This window comes from Staphylococcus sp. GDY8P131P, from assembly GCF_017891975.1.
In the GTDB taxonomy this organism is placed as follows: Bacteria; Bacillota; Bacilli; order Staphylococcales; family Staphylococcaceae; genus Staphylococcus; species Staphylococcus nepalensis.
In genome coordinates, this window is the sequence record NZ_JAESKF010000008.1 from 161,534 (window position 1) to 181,065 (window position 19,532).

Consider the following 19,532-nt stretch of genomic DNA (forward strand, 5'->3'; position numbering starts at 1 on the left):
GATAATAGCATGAAAATTCAGTTTTGTATACGCTTACAAAAGATAGTTGCTAATTTTGTAATATTTAAATATAAACATTTAGGGGAGGAAAATCCTTTAAAAATCAGTGTGCTGTATACTAAAAATAAATGCTTGGGGTGATTAATTAGCACTCATTGAAAATTTTTTTCATGTAGTTAATGAAGTATAAAGAGGAAGTTATAGATTTGAACATGTCATGTAAATAAATATACATAATCAAAATAAAACGCATCTCCAATCAAAATGGAGACGCGTTTGTATGCAATAAACATAATGGGTGTTGCATATAAAAAGATTAGCTTGAATCGTATATGTGTTCAATTTAAGTTAGATTATTCGTTTAGCTTTCGTTATTGTTCGTGCGATCTGTATCTTCTTTGTCATTGAATAAAGAAGAGAACTTTGATTTTATATCGTCTAATTTATGATTTGCTTTGTCTAGCTCTGCTTGCATTTGATTAGTGTTACCATTGTCTTTTTCATCTTTGGCTTGTTTTAAATCGTCTACGGTAGTTTGGTATTTCTCTGCTAAATTATTCGTTTTATTAGAATCTGCTTCTTGTTTTAAACTATCTACTTTATCTTGTAATGCTTGCAACTTAGAATCGGTGTTATTGTTAGAATTAGAAATGTTCTCTTTTAATGATTGAATATCCTCCTTAACTTCATTATTTTGGCGTTGGAAATTGACGTTACTACCTTGAGTATCATTTGATTGGTTTTGATTAGCAGACTGCTGCTCGCTTGTCTGTTTAGTAGACTGTTGTTCATTATTATCACTGTTTATATACGTGGTAACTGCAAAAATGATGACAACGATCAGTAAGACAATGACCCCCAAACCTAACCAAACGTTTTTACGTTTAGCTTTTTTATTTTCATCTAATAAATATAATTCACGTTCACGGTCTTGTTGATTATAATGTGGTTCTTGATTATGGCTTTTTTGTGAATTCGTATCATATAACTGGTTACTTTTAGTTATACGACGGTAAGGCTGGTATAATATATCTCCAAAAATAGCTTGTTGTTGTTCATCACTTACAGTGTGAATATTTAAATCCGTGTTCACTTTTCCATTTTTGTCTAGGGCAATTATCTTTCCGTCATCTTCAATTTTTAAGATTTTTGGATAATCACTGAAAGAATGGTTGTCATTCATTGTCTCACCTTCAATTTTCTTTAAATATAATATTGCGTACTTTGTGTATACCCCACTAATGTAGTCTAAACATTAATTTTTTTAATATTTCTTTAATAATGGAAGCATGACGTTAAAAATGGCTGACCTCATAAATGATATGAAATCAGCCTAGATACAATTTTAACTATTGAGTTGTCTACTTAACTGGATGTAGCTCATTTCTATCCCTAGCTTGTATAAAAGGATTTAATACCCTGAATCAACTTCTTCTCCATCTTCATCATATTCGGTAACATAGCCATCTTCATCAATGGTATAAGAACCAGCTAATTCACCGTCTTTATCAGTGAATGAGAATCCCCAGCCATCTTCCGTTTTTTCAGGTTCTTTATAAGTATAATTATCTGTATCTAATGCGCTCCCTTCATAAGACTCTACTTTATCTATAACATTTTCACGTGTTACTTTCTCTTCAGAACTAGAATCACTATCGTCATCTTCAGACTCAGAGTTAGTCTCTTTTTCCAAAATTTTATCTTCGTAATCACTGATAGCGTCGTCATCAAAAGATAATGAAACATCTATTTCATCTTCGTCCTCTTTTGGACTTGAAATGTTTTCTACACTAGATTTGAATTGCTTACCTTCAACTTTTGTTGTAGCGTAAACTTCGACTTTTTCATCTGGTGCATATGGCCCATATGTTTCTGAATCAAATTCATCAAAATTTGGTTGTTCTTTATCATTAATGTAAAGTTTGAGTGTATCTGAATTAGCGTATGTTGAATCAATAGTTACAGTAAAACGTTTTTGTTTGAATTGTAGATCAGCACTATTACTTTCTGACATATCGATATGAACCACGCCTTTGAATTTTTTATCCTCAACGTTTTGTGTTGCTTTTAAATCGTATATACCGATAGGGAAGTCATCAAGTGTTTTTGTTTTATCTTGTTTTAACTTAACTTGTTTTGTTTCACCGTTAAGTTTATAAGAAAGTGTACTGTTTTCATTTGATGTAATAGAGACCGGTTCAGTACTTACGTTAAAAATGTAATTTTTAAATATTCCCCATTTTTTATCATCTTGAGTAATATTAATAAGGGAGGTATCACCTACAGTGACTGTATGATCATTTAGTTTGTGATTTTTTACATTTTTAGCACTATTTTGTAATTCATCTGCAACGCGATCAACGCTATCTGTTTCATCAATATATTTATAAATTGCTTTAGCTTCGTCTTTAGAAATGGGATCTCCATTTGATGTTAAATGATTGGCCAAGCTATCTGTATCTTGGTCTTTTAAATCTTTAGAAATTGCTTCTGCTTGTTTAGTTGGAGATAATTGTGCATCGATGATTTTATAGGCAGTAAATAAAGCAATTATAATAACAATGACGGCTACAATGATGATATATATAGGTAATTTTGATTTTTTTGGTGGTGTTGGGTGTGTTGATCTTTGTTGGACAGGTGTGCCACATTGTGTACAAACGCGTTGGCCTGGTTTGAGTTCTGCGCCACAATTATTACAATATTTCATGGTTGACTCCCTCCTTAGTAACCTGTGTTAAAAAATGAACTTAAGTCATTTAATGTATTTGAAATAGTACCCTCGACTAGGATGCGTAAAATGACGCCTAAGATAACGATATAGATAAGCATAGAATAAATGACTGGCATACGTATGCTCTGATTATGGCTATATTTGGTAATTAAGTATATTGGTGCTATGAAAGTAAATAATATAGAAATAATAATAAGTAGTACTGCAAAACTAGGTACATGGATTGCTGAAAATAGTAAACCTAGTAAAAGTATCACCACTGATAGGGTGTTTATTAATACAAAATCTGAAAGTGCTTTATGTAGGCTTATTTTAATATTTAAAATTTTAATTAGAGCAAATGTGATACCAAAGAGCACTGTAATTGCTATGAGCAAGAAGAATGTAATGTTAAAAACTACACTTGCTTTGCTGCTCATAATATATGCTATTTCAGCTGGGATAATAATGGCTAGTAGTATCATTGACAATATAAAACCAGCTATAATTACACTGAATAATGTTTTATAAGAAAAATAGTGTGGGCTGGCAAGTTCTTTATCTGGATGACTGAAAGCAGTTGAAAAGAAATTTTTTGACTCATTTAAAATAACATTTGTGTGTGTTGAAAATGTTTCGTTTTTATGATTTGACTGAGCTGAAGGTTGTGTCGTTTCTTGTTTTGAAATGGAATGATGCTGTGTTTGTTGGGATGTGGCAGTCGAATTGACCTTTGTATTATTAGATTGTTGTGTTAGTTTTGTCCCACATTCCCCACAAAACAAATCTGATGTTTCGATAGGACTTCCGCAATTTGGACAATGCATATAACTTCCCCCTTGTAATGTATATTGAAATATATTATCACACTAATATTTATGAAACGCTACAGTTTTTGAAAATTAAATAATTTAAAATTTTAAAAACAGATAATGAATATAGAATGCTTTTTATTAAAAAAGAATTAAAATAAGCGGACGATAGCGTATATGGTAAAATAATTAACTATATAGCACGTTTAGTTTAAAGGTAAAAAGAAATATATTTATTAATTGGAATTTCAATTATAAAGCATGTTGGAACTAAAACAGCTTATACAAGGAGTAGATATCATATGGTAAAAAGATTATTGAGCGCCAACGCATCAGAACTCATTGAAATGACAGGCAAAGAATTGAAGCAGAGTATTAAAGCTAGCGCTGGACGTGTCGTTTTATCTGAAAACATCGTTACTGAAACGCCTATGGTGCCAGATATTTCTAATGCTGAATTAGCCCGTGCGTTTGGTGCAGATTTGATTTTATTAAATGGTTTTGATGCATTTAATCCAAAAGTAAAAAACATTGGTGAAGGGGCGCACGTGATAGAGACATTGAGATATTTAGTTGGTAGACCTGTAGGGGTGAACTTAGAACCAGTTGATAAACGTGCAAATATGACCGAGGCACACTTAGATATTGCACTAGGGCGTCAAGCAAGCTCTGAGACAGTTCGAGCGCTCGAACAATTAGGTGTCAATTTTATTTGTATGACAGGCAATCCAGCAACTGGAGTAACCAATGATAAAATTATAGAAGCAATTGAAAGTACAAGCGCACATTTTTCAGGTTTAATTATTGCTGGAAAAATGCATAGCTCTGGCGTAGATGAACCTGTTATTACAAAAACATATGTAGAAAAATTCATTGAAGCAGGGGCAGATATGATACTTGTACCTGCAGTTGGTACAGTCCCAGGTTTTGACGAGACGCAACTTAAAGATATTGTGAAAGTCGTACATCGTAATGGTGGGCTTGTGATGTCAGCTATTGGTACAAGTCAAGAAAGCGCTGATCCCAGTACAATTAGAGATTTTGCGATTAGAAATAAAATATGTGGTGTAGATATCCAACACATTGGTGATGGTAGTTCCTGTGGACTAGCACCGGTGGAGAATATATTTGAATTGAGTAAAGCGTTACGGGGTGAAAGACATACGCTATCAATGATTGCAAGGTCAATTAACCGTTAATAGATATAAAAATATTATAGTGACATCAAGAAATAAATCAGTGAAAATATTTTTTATTAAGAACAGTAATGAAACCAAGATATGACGTTGAGTTTCATTACTGTTTTTTTAATTTTTAAATAGGGTTAAATAACCACAATTGTTAATATATGAATACTTTATTTTAAATATAATATTCTATATCAGATGCTCATGTTCTCACTTTTTGTATTACTAACATAATTTATATACAAATTATTTAATGATTAATTTATAATTTTAAAAAGTAACTGCTTGTGATAGATGTGCAACTTTTCGGATTACGAGACGAAAGAGATTACACACCTATCATTAATAGTAAGCGGTTACAATATATATGTAAGGAGGTTGCTCGTGTGTTAAGCAAGAGACAGCATCATATATTAACATTCTTACTTGAACGTGAATCGTTTATACCTATTCATCAGTTAGCTACACAATTTAATGTTTCAGAAAGGACAATACAATATGATTTAGAATATATAGAAAGTATGGCACAGAAATTAGATTTAACTATTTTTAGAAATAAAAATACAGGTATCAAGATTGAAACTACAATGCCACTCAATGATATGACTAATCGATATACAGCGACTTCAATTCATTATTCTAAAGAAGAGCGCATACGTTATATCATACTGAAATTGTTTGAGTCTAATATTCCGACATCTTCCCAATCATTAGCTAACATGGTTTCAGTCACACGTAGAACAATTGTAGATGATTTAAAAAGTGTACAAATCTGGTTAGCCTCATATAATTTGAAGTTAACATATATCAAAAACAAAGGATTTATTATAGAAGGTGAAGAAACACATTACCGCAAGGCATATGCGTCATGTGTACACGAATATTTTCAAAATCATACACATCAAATAGGACATAAACTCTTTTCTAATAAAGAACTAGAAGATATTCGATTGGCTGTAACGTCAGTGTTATTTGAAGCAAATTATCAATTAGTTCAAAGCGCAATAGATGGTTTGATTTATCACATATTAATTGCGATACATCGTGCTAAAGAAAAGTTTGTTTTTGAAATTCCCGAAGTAGAATATGAAAAATTAGCAAAAACAGACCAATTTCGTGTGGCATTATTGATAAAAGCATCTTTAGAGGAAAAATTTGAAATACATTTTCCGAAAAGTGAAGCAGGTTTTATCACGTTGCATTTATTAGGTGCTAAAACGTCAGAAATGAACTATGCAAGTGAAGACGTAGATGATTTAGAAATTTTGACGGAACAATTGATTGAACGGATCAGTGCTGATTTAGGACTAGATTTATTGAATGATAGCAAATTATTAAATGGATTGATTGTTCATTTGAGACCAGCTATTCATCGATTGAAATTTGACATGACACATAAAAACCCACTAACAGATGAAATACACCAACAGTACCATCACATGATTGAGAGATTGCAACATCATATTTGGGGGATTGAAGAGAATTATCAAATTTGTTTTAACAGAGATGAATTGGCATATATTACGCTGCATTTTGCATCAGCTATTGAACGTATTTCAGCGATTACAACAAATGCTATAAAAGTAGTGCTCCTCTGTGGATCTGGTGTAGGGACATCGCAATTATTGAAAAGCAGGATACGGCATATCTACCCTGAACTAGAAATTGTAGACGCTTATTCAATATATGAAATTAACGAAACCCTATTGAAACATGAAGGCGTCGATTACATTATTTCAACCGTGCCATTTGAACATGAATCGATACCTGTACTTCATGTTTCGCCATTTTTAGATAAAAACGATCGAAAGCAAATGAACGATATTATTAATATTTCAAGAGAAAAATACGTTAATGATATCAAGGGATTAGGACGAACATTGCAAGACGTTTTACCAGAAAATAGGATTTTAACATGCCAGCCTTCACTTTCTAGAAATGAAGCTATTAAGCAAAGCGTTGGAGCGTTAGTTGATGATCAAATTGTAGATGATATTTATGCAGAAGAAATTATTGAACAACTTGATGCGTTCGGGCCCTATATGGTTATTAGCCCGCATATCGCGTTATTACACGCTAAACCAACGCATGTTAAAGGTTCAGTAGGGTTTAGCATTGTACATTACAAAGGTGGTATTCATTTTGAACATAACCAATATGATCCTGTTTTTATCATAGTGACATTAGCAACAGCACAACCCCAAATCCATTTGAACGCATTAAGACAATTTAGTGAATTAGTGATGGACGAACAGTATAGAAACAAACTGTTTTTAGGAGATATGAATGAAATCATGCATTGTATCAATGAGGTGAGTCAACATTAAGGAGGAAAAAATGACATTAGAAATTTTATCAACTGATAAAGTGCAAGTGCTTGATAAAGTGGAAAACTGGCGTGAAGCGATTCGTGTTGCAGCTCGTCCTTTACAAGAGCAAGATTATTTTAAACAAGATTATATTGACGAAATGGTTCATAGCGTAGAAAAGCTAGGGCCATATATTGTCATTGCACCTGAAATAGCTATCGCACATGCACGACCTAATGACAATGTAAAAAAGATAGGTTTAAGTTTGTTGAAATTAAATCAGCATATTAACTTTTCAGAAGAAGGGCATTATGCTTCGTTAATTTTTGTTTTAAGCGCTGTAGATAATGAAGGGCATTTAGAAATACTAAGGCATTTAGCAACGACTTTAGGCGATCAAGAGACCGTTTCGGTATTGTTAAAAGCACAAACGCCGGTTGAAATTATAAATATATTTAAAGGAGAATGATGAAAATGAAAATTTTAGTAGTGTGTGGTCACGGTTTAGGAAGTAGTTTTATGGTAGAGATGAATGCGCAAGAGGCATTGAAAAATTTAAATGCGCCATCAGATATTAAAGTAGAACATAGCGATGTTATGAGCGCCAGTCCAGATATGGCAGATTTATTTATATGCGGTAGAGATTTAGAAGAAAATACACAAAAACTAGGCGACGTGATTGTACTAGATAACATATTAGACAAAGAAGAACTACAACAAAAATTAGATGAAAAATTAACTGATCTAAACGTACTTTAATATTCAGTAAGGAGGTAATACGATGAAGCCAATACTTGATTTTATCGTTGATGTGTTAAGCCAACCAGCGATATTAGTAGCCTTAATCGCTTTTATTGGATTGATTGTCCAAAAAAAATCAGCCACTGATATTACTTCAGGTACAATAAAAACGATTTTAGGATTTTTAGTCTTGAGTGCAGGTGCCAATGTGGTGACGCAATCGTTAGAACCATTTGGTAAAATTTTCCAACATGCATTTGGTGTACAAGGCGTTGTACCGAATAATGAAGCTATCATTTCAATTGCTTTAGAACAATATGGCACGACTGCAGCATTAATTATGGTCTTTGGTATGATTGTAAATATTATTATTGCACGTATTACAAATTTGAAATATATATTTTTAACAGGCCATCATACATTTTATATGGCTGCATTTTTAGCCATATTATTGTCAGTTGGTCATATAACAGGTACATTGACTGTGATTATTGGTGCAGTGATTTTAGGTTTGATAATGGCATTATTACCTGCGTTAGCACAACCGACAATGAAAAAAATTACTGGCAATAACCAAGTCGCGTTAGGGCATTTCGGTACGATGAGTTACTGGGCTGCGGGCGAAATAGGAAAGTTATTTAAAGGAAAGTCTAAATCTACGGAAGATATCAATTTTCCGAAAGGATTGAGTTTCTTAAGAGAAAGTACGATTAGTATTTCGTTAACAATGACATTACTTTATTTTGTAGCAGCGTTATTTGCTACACCAAGTTATGTACATGCAGAAATTAGCGACGGACAGAACTTTATTGTATTTTCACTTATCCAAGGTGTTACTTTTGCAGCAGGTGTGTTTATTATCTTAACTGGGGTTCGCTTAATTCTTGCAGAAATTGTACCTGCATTTAAAGGCATCTCTGAAAAATTAGTTCCTAACACCAAACCAGCATTAGACTGCCCGATTGTCTTTCCTTATGCACAAAACGCTGTGTTAATAGGCTTTTTTGTAAGCTTTATTGTAGGCGTTATTGGCATGTTTATATTATTCTTATTCGGTGGCGTGGTTATCTTACCAGGTGTAGTAGCACACTTTTTCTTAGGCGCTACGGCCGGTGTATTTGGTAACGCAAGAGGAGGCATAAAAGGCGCAGTTGCTGGTTCAGCATTAAATGGTCTTTTAATTACTTTCTTGCCACTTTTATTCCTACCGTTTTTAGGTGAATTAGGTGGCGCTGCTACGACATTCTCTGATACAGACTTCTTAGTAGTAGGTGTTGTATTAGGAAACATCGCTAAATACTTAGGGATTATCGGCATCATTATCTTAATTATTATTGTTGCAGCTGTATCAATCATGTTACAAAAACGTACAAATCAAAAAGAAGCAAACGAACAGCAATCATAAATAAAACAAGGGACGAGTCAGAAATCATATTTTTCTAAAATGATTTCATAGACGCGTCCTTTTTAATGCCAATTTACATTCATGCTTTATAATAAACAAGCTGAGTTGTTGTAGCTAATAATACCCCATTAGAACTCCAAATTTCACCGGTTTGATCGTAGAAACCCTCATTAAAATTAATTGAACGGGTGTGTCCTAGCACAGGTTGCGCTCTCTCTTTGCCTAAAGTTGATGCATCTATGTGAAAATAGATTGTTAATGATACTGTCCCAATCGGAACGAAAGGTTCGCGACGGACGTATATTCTAGGGAAAAAAGCATCGCAAATGGATGTGAGTGATAGGTAATCTAATTTTCTCTTTGGCATGTCTTCTATCCATTGCAATGTAACAGAATCTGTAACGCTGTCGTTTGTAAAGGCACGAGGCGCACCTTTAATGATTCTAATATCATAATTTTGTACCCATGGCGGTACATCTATCATTGGTAATTTGGGAACTTCTTTGAATGGAGGCGCTTCTGGCATTGCTAATTCTGTAGAAGACCAAGTGTTCCTTTTGAGTGCAGTCACGGCAGTACTTGATATAACTGTTTGTTCATTTTGCAAGAGTTCTACGTACCAGTGTTGGGTTGAGCGATTTGTTCTTGTTGGTTTTGCTATTATTTTAAAATCTTTATCTTTGACAGGTGCAGCATAGTTGACCGTGAGTGAAACAGGGCTTCCAATACAATCGGGGTGTTCTAAGATAGAGCGTAATAATGTTGAAGCAATAACGCCACCAAATGGGCCGATCATATTCGCATAATTGGCAGACGTGTGTCCGAAATAAACACCTGTTTCTTGTTGGTTTAAGTATGTTGCGTTATCAAAAGGGTGTGATTGCATATTGAATGTCATTTACAAGTCTCTCCATTTTGTATTGATTATTGAATCATTTCTTTATATACCTTGTGGTTTTGATATGAAGCATATAGTAGTGGCGCATTTAGTTGATACTGTTTCGCTAGATTTAATAAATAACCTTGTAAATGGTCAGCTTCGATATTCAATCCTTTTTCCATGTCGCGTTGCATAGAAGTTTTGAAATGGTAAGATAACTGAGTTAACCCCTTCATATATTTTTCAACGATATTGTCATCCAGTGGTGCTTTATGAGTTCGTATAATAGATGCAACTTCTTCATATAAAGATCGGACGAAATCCACGCCACCTTTACTGTCGCGTATAGGACCGATTGGTGCATGCATCATTGTTGTGACGCTAGATAAAACAGTGATCATTAAATATTTTTGCCATATACCACGGTTAATATCAGAACTTAACATAAAGTCGGATTTGGAACCGGAAAAAGATTGCTCTATTAGTTTAGCTCTATCACTAACTGTACCATCCAATTCTCCAAAGAAAAGTTTGTCAAAATCGCTTGTTTGTACGACTTCACCAGTTGTATTTAAGGCAGTTTCAATGATGCAATACCCGCCCATAATTTTATTTTTTCCAAAAATAGATTGTAACTTTGGAATATGTGCGACACCATTAAGTAATGGGATAATCACAGTTTGTTCGTGTACAAATGGTTTTAAGTCCTCAATCGCTTGGTCAAGATGATACGATTTTGAAGACAACAGGATAACATCAAAAGGTTCCGTTTCTGCTTCTTTAGTCATCAACTGTGGATTAAAGCTATAATCTCCATTGTCACTATGAATCACCAAACCATTTCTTTCTAAATAGGATTTTCGTTTCGGTCTTACTAAGAAAGTGACATTTTTACCGCTTTCTACTAAACGACCACCAAAGTATCCTCCTATGCCGCCTGCTCCCAAGATTAAAATACGCATCTTAAACACTCCTTGTTTTTCTAATGAATAAATATTGCTATTTATATACCACTATTCCTTTAAAGTTACGCATACAAGATTGCGAAGTGATTTATTATTAAACATCAATCAATAGCTCATATTTAAAATGATCATATAAATTATGGTGGCCACAGGTTTGTTTATATTTAATGAAAAACCGCCAAAATCCTACTAGTTAGCATTATTTTACATAATTTGAATGGATTTATTTATTACTAATCATGTAGATATATCCGTTTCACATGGAACAATTTCTATCCATTTATTTAAAATGGTTAATAATTAGAATTTTCTAAAATTTAATTGACTAAATATGAGTATAATGCTAGGATTAATACAATTCAAATACATAGTTTTGACTCTTATCAAGAGTGGTGGAGGGACGTGCCCGATGAAACCCAGCAACCATCGTTTAATGAAATGGTGCTAATTCACAGGAAGTAATGTTTACTTTCGGAGATGAGAGAAGGTGGATACTTTCTCTTATTTAAGAGGAAGTATTTTTTTACATATGAGTTCATTTTGTTTTAAAACATATTAAGGAGAGATGTTATGAAAAAGTTAATCAGCTTAGCTATATTAGTGTTTTTTACAATAATACTCGTAGCGTGTAGTTCATCCAATGGTAAAGAAAATAAAAAAGTTACAATCGCCACATCACCAGCACCGCATGGAGAAGTATTAAAACATGCTAAAGATGAAATGAAAAAAGAAGGTTATGATTTGGAAATTAAAGTGGTTAATGATTATAAAGTACCTAATAAACTTTTAGATAAAGGCGACGTAGATGCGAACTTTTTCCAACATGTCCCTTATTTAAAAGCGGAGAAAAATGATCACAATTATAATATAGAAGAAGTGGGAAAAGTATTTACGACGCCAATGGGAGTTTATAGTAAAAAGTATAAAGATATCAAAGATATTCCTAATGGGTCTACGATTTATGTTTCGAATAATCCGGCAGAAGAAGGGCGTTTCTTATCTTTTTTCGTAGATAAAGGATTAATTAAAATTAAAAAAGGCGTCAACATTGAAGACGCTAAATTCGATGATATTGTAGAGAATAAAAAGAACCTTAAATTTAATAATAAGCAAGGCGCAGAATTTTTACCTAAAACATATAAGAGCAAAGAAGGCGCAGCTGTTATTATGAACTCGAATTATGCTATTGATAACGGTTTAACACCGCATAAAGATGCCATCGCAATTGAAGGGAAATCATCTCCATTTGCAAATATTATTGCAGTTCAAAAAGGTCATAAAGATGATGAGGAATATCAAACATTATTGAAAATTTTACAGTCTGACGATATGAAGCAATTTATTGAAAAAGAGTATAACCAAGATGTGGTTCCGTATGAAAAATAACCAAAGAGTGAGATAATTAATATATGATATAAAGACATAGGGGGCAAGGATATATGACAAAATTAGGCATCATTGGACTTGGTAGAGTTGGAAGTCAAGTTTTAACAGATGTGCAGAGTTTAAATATTTTTTCAGAAATTGTATTAATTGATACAAATGAACAAAGAGCGAGTGGAGAAGCGTTGGACCACGAACATATACAAGGTTTACCTAATTCCAATCATATTGACATACATACCGGAGGATATGAAACATTAGCTGACGCGGCATTTATTGTAGTCACATCAAGTGTACCGACTGATCCTGAAGTAGGTGACCGTGTTGCTTTGGCGCAAGGAAACCGTAAAATGATAAAAGCAGTCATGGAACAAATTAGTCAAGTAACACAAGACGCGATTATTATTTTAGTTTCTAACCCAGTAGATACAATGACTTATTTAAGCAATCAAGTAGATTATCCAACACATAAGATAATCGGGACAGGAACAGCTTTAGAAACGTCACGTTTTAAAACGTTAATATCAAAATATTATCAAGTAGACCCTAAAAATATTGAAGCTTTTGTAATTGGCGAACATGGTGTACACGCAGTACCAGTATGGAGTAAAGTAAGGGTGCATGGCATGGAACTACATGAGTTTGAAAAATTGGCTGGTATACCGCCCATTGATAAAGAGAAAATCATTGAAATTATTGATAAGGTATCTATGGATGTTTTTTATCAAAAAGGATGGACGAATGCGGCGATTGCTAAAGTAGTCAATTATGTTATTCAATCCATATATTTAAACCAAAAAACAATTATGCCATTAACTTCAATTAGCAATGAATATGGATTGGCAGAAAGCGCCTTTAGTTTACCCACTTTAGTAACTCGTGATGGTATTCAGCAACGTTTTGAAGTTCAGTTGAGTGATGTAGAACTTGAACAACTAACTGAAGCACATCAATACATTCAACAAACCATTGCTAAAGCAAGTGAATAATTTTTGAAGACGTAATTATAGTACGTAGAAAGAAAGCATAGTTTAAAAAATGTCTTGTTTCGTACGATAACAAGATATGTTTTTATAGGGCGGGAATATAACGTTAAATTTAATGTTATATTCCCGTCTTTATATACATCATTAAAAACCAAATTATATCAAGATATCTTGCTTAAATGATAAGTTATGACTACAATTGACTTGATATTATAAGGGATAATCACTACAGAAGACGTAGGTAGTAAAAGAAAAGTGTGGTGTATATATGTTAAAAAGACATACAAAACTTATACAGTTGTTTATGAGTAACAAAAATTATTATCTAAGTGGGGATGAGATTGCAAGTTATTTAAATGTTTCTAATAGAACTGTGAGAAACGATATACAATACATCAATAGTGAAATTATCAATAGTTTGATTACAAGCGTTAAAGGAAAAGGATATAAAATCAATTATAATCGTTATAGCGAGGAAACATTAGAAACGTTGATTCAGACATTTTTGACTCAGGAAAATGAGATATTATTGAAACTTGGGTATGAGCTATTGATGTATCAAAAACCTATTACAATTGAACAAATAGAAACAGAATTTACAATTACCAAAAAAGAAGCTCATGATTATGTGAACAGAATACAAGCATGGTGTCGTTCATTTGGAATAGAAGTAGATATTAAAAAGAAAAAAGGTATTACAATAATCGGTAACGAAATGGATGTCAGAAATGCGATATTACATTTGAATCAGTTATCTACGAAAAATAAAACAGTCGAAGCACTTATATTTAATGAAATGCCACAAGCACATATTAAAACAATATTCCATATTATTAAAGCAACTTTAAAGCAACATGATATTCAGACTTCTGATTTACGCATTGAGCAATTGCTCATTCATTTGATTATTATTATAAAAAGAGAAAGGGCAAGTGAAACATCGTGGGTTGTAAATGAAGAGGCGCAAGAAATAGCTGAACAATGTATCAAAGATATCAATTATAAATTAGCCTATCGTTTATCTAATGAAACTGCCCAATTGTTTTCATTTTTTATTAGCTATTATTTTAATAAATATGATTTAGGTTTAGAAACCATTTTTGTTGAAAGTTATATTGATCGTATGATTTATCAAATGGAGCAGCATATCGGTATTAACTTTACAAACGATGACATATTAAGAGAAAATGTTTATGCACATTTCAGCAGAACTTACTTGCGTATTGTTAAAAATGTATATATCAACAACCCATTAACGGACGAAATAAAGAAATATTATCCATTTGTTTTTAATGCTTTGTATGAAACAGTCTATCACCTTGAAAAAGATTCAAAATTAAGCTTGGTCGAAGATGAAATTGCTTTTTTAGCTTTACATTTTCAATCCTCTATTGATCGGAATAATAGAGAGGAAATTAATATTGTAATTACATGTTATTACGGATTAGGTATATCTAGTTTGTTAGAAGCGAAGATTGCAAACCTGGATGATCATATTAAAATTATTGATACTTTAAGATTGGAGTTACTAGCAACATACGATTTTTCAAATATAGATGCACTTATCACAACGCATCCAATAGATACTACGAATTTACCAGACACACTAAAAGTAATTGAAGTGTCTCCGTTACTTTCTGATGGTGACGTCAACGAAATTAAAACGTTTATAAATCACAAGCGAAATCCTGTATTAAAGCAAAGTGAAATATCTGATATTCAATTTGATGTTCAGACGATTACAAGTGAAGTTGCTGCCTCACATGTTTTTGAAAAGGCTCAGGAATTTTTAACGCAACAATATGCGATTACTGAAACTTATATGCAGAGCGCAATAGAACGCGAACAATTTTCTTCTACATATATTGGTAATGGCATCAGCATCCCACATGGTAATCCAAAAGAAGTTATGAAGTCTCATGTGCTGATATTCAAAAACCCTCAAGGATTTATATGGAAACAACATAAAGTTAAATTAGTATTCTTTTTAGTAATAACAGAAAACGATGCGCCTGTTATGAAAAAATTAATACACCTCATTGCGAAATTAAGTGAACATGATGTCGATCAAATAATGACGATGGAAACACAAAAGTTAAAACAACATATTATAAAATTAATTAAAGCATAATTGCCACTAGCAACGGCAATTATGCTTTTTTATCTATATAAGCAAGCGTTTACAATGAGGTGTAAGGAGGATGACATTATGAAAATTTTAGCAATTACATCGTGTCCAAACGGCATAGCGCATACTTATATGGCGCAAGAAAAACTAGAACAGGCTGCTGAAGAGATGGGCGTCAATATAAAAGTAGAGACCCAAGGCGGCGTTGGGGCCGAAAATGTTTTAACAGCAAAAGAAATAAAAGAAGCGGATGGTATTATTATAGCGGCAGATCGCCAAGTGGATTTATCACGTTTTGACGGGAAATTAATTATCAACGAAAGCGTGAGAGAAGGTATTCATAAGCCAAAAGAATTAATCCAACGTATAATTGATAGAGATGGACATATTCATCATGATCGTAGTGGGAACACGAATCAAGAAGATGAAGAACAAAAAAGTGGCATGCAAATGTTTTATCAACATTTAATGAATGGTGTCTCTTTTATGGTGCCTTTCATCGTAGTAGGTGGATTGTTAATGGCTATTGCATTAACGTTAGGCGGAGAAGCAACATCTAAAGGTTTAGTGATACCAGAAGATTCATTTTGGAAATCTATTGAAAATATTGGTAACTTAGCATTTAGCTTTATGGTTCCTATATTAGCAGGCTATATCGCGGTTAGTATTGCGGATAAGCCTGGTTTAGTGCCTGGTATGATCGGTGGTGCGATTGCTGCAGATGGTAGTTTTTATGGTAGTGATGCAGGTGCAGGCTTCTTGGGAGGTATCGTTGCTGGTTTTATTGCAGGTTATATTGCGAAGTGGGTTAAAAATATTAAAGTACCTAAAGCGATGGCGCCGATTATGCCTATCATTATCATACCTATTATTTCGTCATTAATTGTCGGACTGATTTTTATTTTCTTAATTGGTGCGCCGATTGCAAGTATTTTTGAAGGACTGACTACTTGGTTGAAAAGTATGCAAGGAACTAATATTGTTATTTTAGCTTTAATTGTTGGTGCTATGATTGCCTTTGATATGGGCGGCCCAGTCAACAAAGTAGCATTTTTATTTGGCTCAGCTTTAATTGCAGAAGGAAATTATGCAGTTATGGGAATGGTTGCAGTAGCGGTATGTACGCCGCCCCTTGGTCTGGGACTTGCTACATTTGTAAATAAACATAAGTTCAATCAAGGTGAAATAGAAATGGGGAAAGCTTCATTTACAATGGGATTATTTGGTATTACGGAAGGCGCAATTCCCTTTGCTGCACAAGACCCATTTAGAATGATACCTGCCAATATGATTGGTGCTATGGTTGCTGCTGTAGTTGCTGCCATTGGCGGCGTAGGTGATAGAGTGGCACACGGTGGCCCGATCGTTGCAGTTTTAGGAGGCATCGATCAAATATTATGGTTCTTTATCGCAGTAATCATTGGTAGTATTGTTACAATGAGTGTAGTTTTAATTTTAAGAAGAAAAACACCAACACTTGCAGTTGAGGCTGATAATGTAGAAACAAGCATGGCTAGTCCTGATAAAACAACTCAAGGTAAAGAGGATGACAAGTTAGAAGAAGAGGAGCAAACATCAGAAGCCAATAGCGTCTTTAATGAAAAAGTAATTCATATTTCTGAACAATCATTGTCTAGAGACGAAGCGATTGATCAACTGATAGAAAATTTAAATGAACATGGTTATATAACTGATAAAGCACAATTAAAAACAGATGTTTTAAAACGAGAATCAGAATCAACAACAGCTATTGGTATGAATGTAGCGATTCCTCATGCCAAGTCAGATGCGGTTAAAGCACCTATTGTAGCAGTGATGAACAATAAGCAAGGTGTAGAGTGGGAAAGTTTAGATGGTACATCACCACAAATGATATTTTTAATCACTGTCCCAAGTGATAGTAGTGACACACACTTAAAATTATTACAAAGACTATCAAGAGCCTTAATGGACGATGACATTCGTCAGAGTTTAATAAATGCGACACGTAAGGAACAGATTTATAATATATTAAAAGATATTTAGATGGAGGTTCATTGACATGCCATTATTTTTAAAACCAGTATTTCAAGAACGCATATGGGGTGGGACAGCTCTAAAAGCATTCAATTATCACATCCCCTATGAGAATACAGGAGAGTGTTGGGCGATTTCGGCACATCCAAATGGTACGAATATAATAGAAAATGGAAAACATAAAGGGAAGACGTTAGAAGCAGTATGGGATGAAGATAAATCGTTATTTGGTGTATCAGGAGATGCAAAGTTTCCATTGTTAACCAAAATATTAGATGCAAATGATAAATTATCAGTACAAGTTCATCCAGATGATACTTACGCACAAAAATATGAAGGTGAATATGGTAAGACGGAATGCTGGTATATATTAGATGCTAAAGAAGATGCTGAAATTATTTACGGTGTTCATGCGAAAGACCAAGAGGAATTAGATGAAATGATAGACCACCAACAGTTTGATGCGTTGTTTAATAGAGTTAAAGTCAAACCAGGAGATTTTTTCTATGTGCCTGCTGGTACAGTTCATGCCATTGGAGAAGGTATCTTAATATTAGAAACGCAGCAATCTTCGGATACAACATATAGAATATATGATTATGATCGTACAGATAAAGCAGGTAATAAACGTGATTTACATTTAGAACAAAGTAAATCAGTGATTAATCTTTCAACTAATTCGCCTAACACAACGCCTAAACACGAAGTGATTCAAGGTCAAAATTACACGCAATTTGTTTCGAACAGTTTCTTTACTGTTGAGCGTTGGGTAATGAACGGTAAGTTGACTTATGAAAAGCCTAACACGTATTGCCTTGTATCAATTGTGGACGGAAACGGTGAGATAAGTATCAATAACGACGTTTATACTTTAGAAAAGGGGACCCATTTTATCTTAACAGCAACAGATCAAGCCATAATATTTAACGGTGAAATGACAATGATTATAAGTTACGTATAAAATGAAGAGGTGGGAAAGACTGATTTAGTTTAAGGCAAATTAGTTTTAACTCCACCTCTATTTATTCATAATTAAAATTATAAAATGAATGATGGAGTTGTTCTGAATGTTAAAAATTTGTACAGATATAGGTGGTACCAAAACAATTGTTGGAATTATAGATGAACATTTAGCAGTGATTGAAAGCCAAAAATTCGATACTTATATAAATGATCCAGAAGCAGAGTTTTCGGAAATTATGAGTATCGCAAATAAATATAAAGAAAATTATAAAAACATCGATCAAAATACATTAAATATCGCTATGCCAGGGCCGTGTGACTATACGAAGGGATTATTTTTAAATCCACCCAATTTGCAAGATTATATTGGCTTCAACGCAGGAGATTACATAAAACAACACAGTGAATTTACACCTCATTTTGTAAACGATACAGATGCTGCTATATTAGCTGAATATCAATACATCAAATCGGAGACCAAAGATATCATCTATTTAACGATAAGCACTGGCATTGGGATGGCATATATCAGAAATGGCCAGCTTATCACAGGTGTTGATGGCAATTTTGGTGAGATTGGCCATACGATTATAAAAAATGACAGCAATTATCAATGTCCTGTTTGTCATCAATTTGGTTGTGTTGAAAATGAACTTTCAGGATTAGCTATTAGTCGAAAAGCGAGTGATATATTAGAAAGAAAGGTGAGTACGAGAGAAGCTATCGATATTTTCATGAATAAAGCAGATGAAAATATCACGAGGATGATGGATGAAGTATTATTATTAACGCAACAATTGTGCAATAACTTATATAACATATTTAATGTTTATCATATTGTGCTTGGTGGCGGGGTGACTCAAAGTGTATTACCATATAAAGAAATGATTGAAGATTATACACAAAAGCACCATTTAATCCAAAAGAAACCATTTCACATTAAAGTAAGTGATTTAAAAGTAAATGTATTAACAGGGCTTTATTTTGTTAATCCGCAATAAGAAATAAGCTTATTATTAAATATAGATAGCGAGAACCCAACTG

Annotated in this window: 16 protein-coding genes and 1 riboswitch; of the genes, 11 read left to right on the forward strand and 5 right to left on the reverse strand. The window is 33.4% G+C overall.

Annotated features, from left to right (window positions below; all coding sequences use genetic code 11):
- Positions 1-361 precede the first annotated feature (361 nt).
- From KA894_RS08650 to KA894_RS08660, 3 genes are all read right to left on the reverse strand, one after another.
- On the reverse strand, positions 362-1,183 hold the full coding sequence (locus tag KA894_RS08650) for a hypothetical protein (RefSeq protein WP_119487693.1): 822 nt from the start codon (positions 1,181-1,183) through the stop codon (positions 362-364).
- A 228-nt stretch (positions 1,184-1,411) separates the two neighbouring features.
- The gene (locus KA894_RS08655) at positions 1,412-2,710 is read right to left on the reverse strand and encodes a TcaA second domain-containing protein (RefSeq protein WP_107644367.1); all 1,299 of its coding nucleotides are present in this window, start codon (positions 2,708-2,710) and stop codon (positions 1,412-1,414) included.
- A gap of 14 nt (positions 2,711-2,724) precedes the next feature.
- Positions 2,725-3,540 (reverse strand): zinc ribbon domain-containing protein, encoded by an 816-nt coding sequence (locus KA894_RS08660; protein ID WP_096808299.1) that lies wholly within the window; start codon positions 3,538-3,540, stop codon positions 2,725-2,727.
- A 287-nt stretch (positions 3,541-3,827) separates the two neighbouring features.
- On the opposite strand from KA894_RS08660, the gene KA894_RS08665 reads away from it, so the two are divergent.
- The 5 genes from KA894_RS08665 to KA894_RS08685 all read left to right on the forward strand — a co-directional run bounded on the left by KA894_RS08665 (position 3,828) and on the right by KA894_RS08685 (position 9,167).
- A complete protein-coding gene (locus tag KA894_RS08665; RefSeq protein WP_096808300.1) occupies positions 3,828-4,724 on the forward strand; it encodes a DUF7916 family protein in 897 nt (298 codons plus the stop codon).
- A 374-nt stretch (positions 4,725-5,098) separates the two neighbouring features.
- Entirely contained in the window at positions 5,099-7,039 is a 1,941-nt protein-coding gene (locus KA894_RS08670; RefSeq protein WP_119487694.1) for a BglG family transcription antiterminator, read from the forward strand.
- A 10-nt stretch (positions 7,040-7,049) separates the two neighbouring features.
- Complete coding sequence (locus tag KA894_RS08675; RefSeq protein WP_096808302.1) at positions 7,050-7,490, forward strand: PTS sugar transporter subunit IIA; 441 nt, start codon at positions 7,050-7,052, stop codon at positions 7,488-7,490.
- A gap of 5 nt (positions 7,491-7,495) precedes the next feature.
- Entirely contained in the window at positions 7,496-7,780 is a 285-nt protein-coding gene (locus KA894_RS08680; protein ID WP_096808303.1) for a PTS sugar transporter subunit IIB, read from the forward strand.
- A gap of 22 nt (positions 7,781-7,802) precedes the next feature.
- A complete protein-coding gene (locus tag KA894_RS08685) occupies positions 7,803-9,167 on the forward strand; it encodes a PTS ascorbate transporter subunit IIC (RefSeq protein ID WP_096808304.1) in 1,365 nt (454 codons plus the stop codon).
- A 79-nt stretch (positions 9,168-9,246) separates the two neighbouring features.
- On the opposite strand, the gene KA894_RS08690 is transcribed toward KA894_RS08685, so the two are convergent.
- The gene (locus KA894_RS08690; protein ID WP_119487695.1) at positions 9,247-10,065 is read right to left on the reverse strand and encodes an acyl-CoA thioesterase; all 819 of its coding nucleotides are present in this window, start codon (positions 10,063-10,065) and stop codon (positions 9,247-9,249) included.
- A 26-nt stretch (positions 10,066-10,091) separates the two neighbouring features.
- On the reverse strand, positions 10,092-11,009 hold the full coding sequence (gene panE, locus KA894_RS08695) for a 2-dehydropantoate 2-reductase (protein WP_096808306.1): 918 nt from the start codon (positions 11,007-11,009) through the stop codon (positions 10,092-10,094).
- 380 nt (positions 11,010-11,389) lie between these two features.
- Positions 11,390-11,496, forward strand: a riboswitch (SAM riboswitch).
- Between the two features lie 86 nt (positions 11,497-11,582).
- On the opposite strand from panE, the gene KA894_RS08700 reads away from it, so the two are divergent.
- The 6 genes from KA894_RS08700 (at position 11,583) to KA894_RS08725 (ending at position 19,489) form a co-directional block, all read left to right on the forward strand.
- The gene (locus KA894_RS08700) at positions 11,583-12,398 is read left to right on the forward strand and encodes a MetQ/NlpA family ABC transporter substrate-binding protein (RefSeq protein ID WP_107644363.1); all 816 of its coding nucleotides are present in this window, start codon (positions 11,583-11,585) and stop codon (positions 12,396-12,398) included.
- A gap of 53 nt (positions 12,399-12,451) precedes the next feature.
- Positions 12,452-13,384, forward strand: coding sequence for a lactate/malate family dehydrogenase (locus KA894_RS08705; protein WP_096808308.1), 933 nt, complete (start codon positions 12,452-12,454; stop codon positions 13,382-13,384).
- A 265-nt stretch (positions 13,385-13,649) separates the two neighbouring features.
- Positions 13,650-15,512, forward strand: a complete 1,863-nt coding sequence (locus tag KA894_RS08710; protein ID WP_103372811.1) for a BglG family transcription antiterminator — start codon at positions 13,650-13,652, stop codon at positions 15,510-15,512.
- A gap of 78 nt (positions 15,513-15,590) precedes the next feature.
- Complete coding sequence (locus tag KA894_RS08715; protein WP_096808310.1) at positions 15,591-17,534, forward strand: PTS fructose transporter subunit IIABC; 1,944 nt, start codon at positions 15,591-15,593, stop codon at positions 17,532-17,534.
- 16 nt (positions 17,535-17,550) lie between these two features.
- Positions 17,551-18,486: a mannose-6-phosphate isomerase, class I gene (gene manA / locus KA894_RS08720; protein ID WP_096808311.1), complete on the forward strand. Its 936-nt coding sequence runs from the start codon at positions 17,551-17,553 to the stop codon at positions 18,484-18,486.
- A gap of 106 nt (positions 18,487-18,592) precedes the next feature.
- Positions 18,593-19,489: an ROK family protein gene (locus tag KA894_RS08725; RefSeq protein ID WP_115341866.1), complete on the forward strand. Its 897-nt coding sequence runs from the start codon at positions 18,593-18,595 to the stop codon at positions 19,487-19,489.
- Positions 19,490-19,532: the final 43 nt, after the last annotated feature.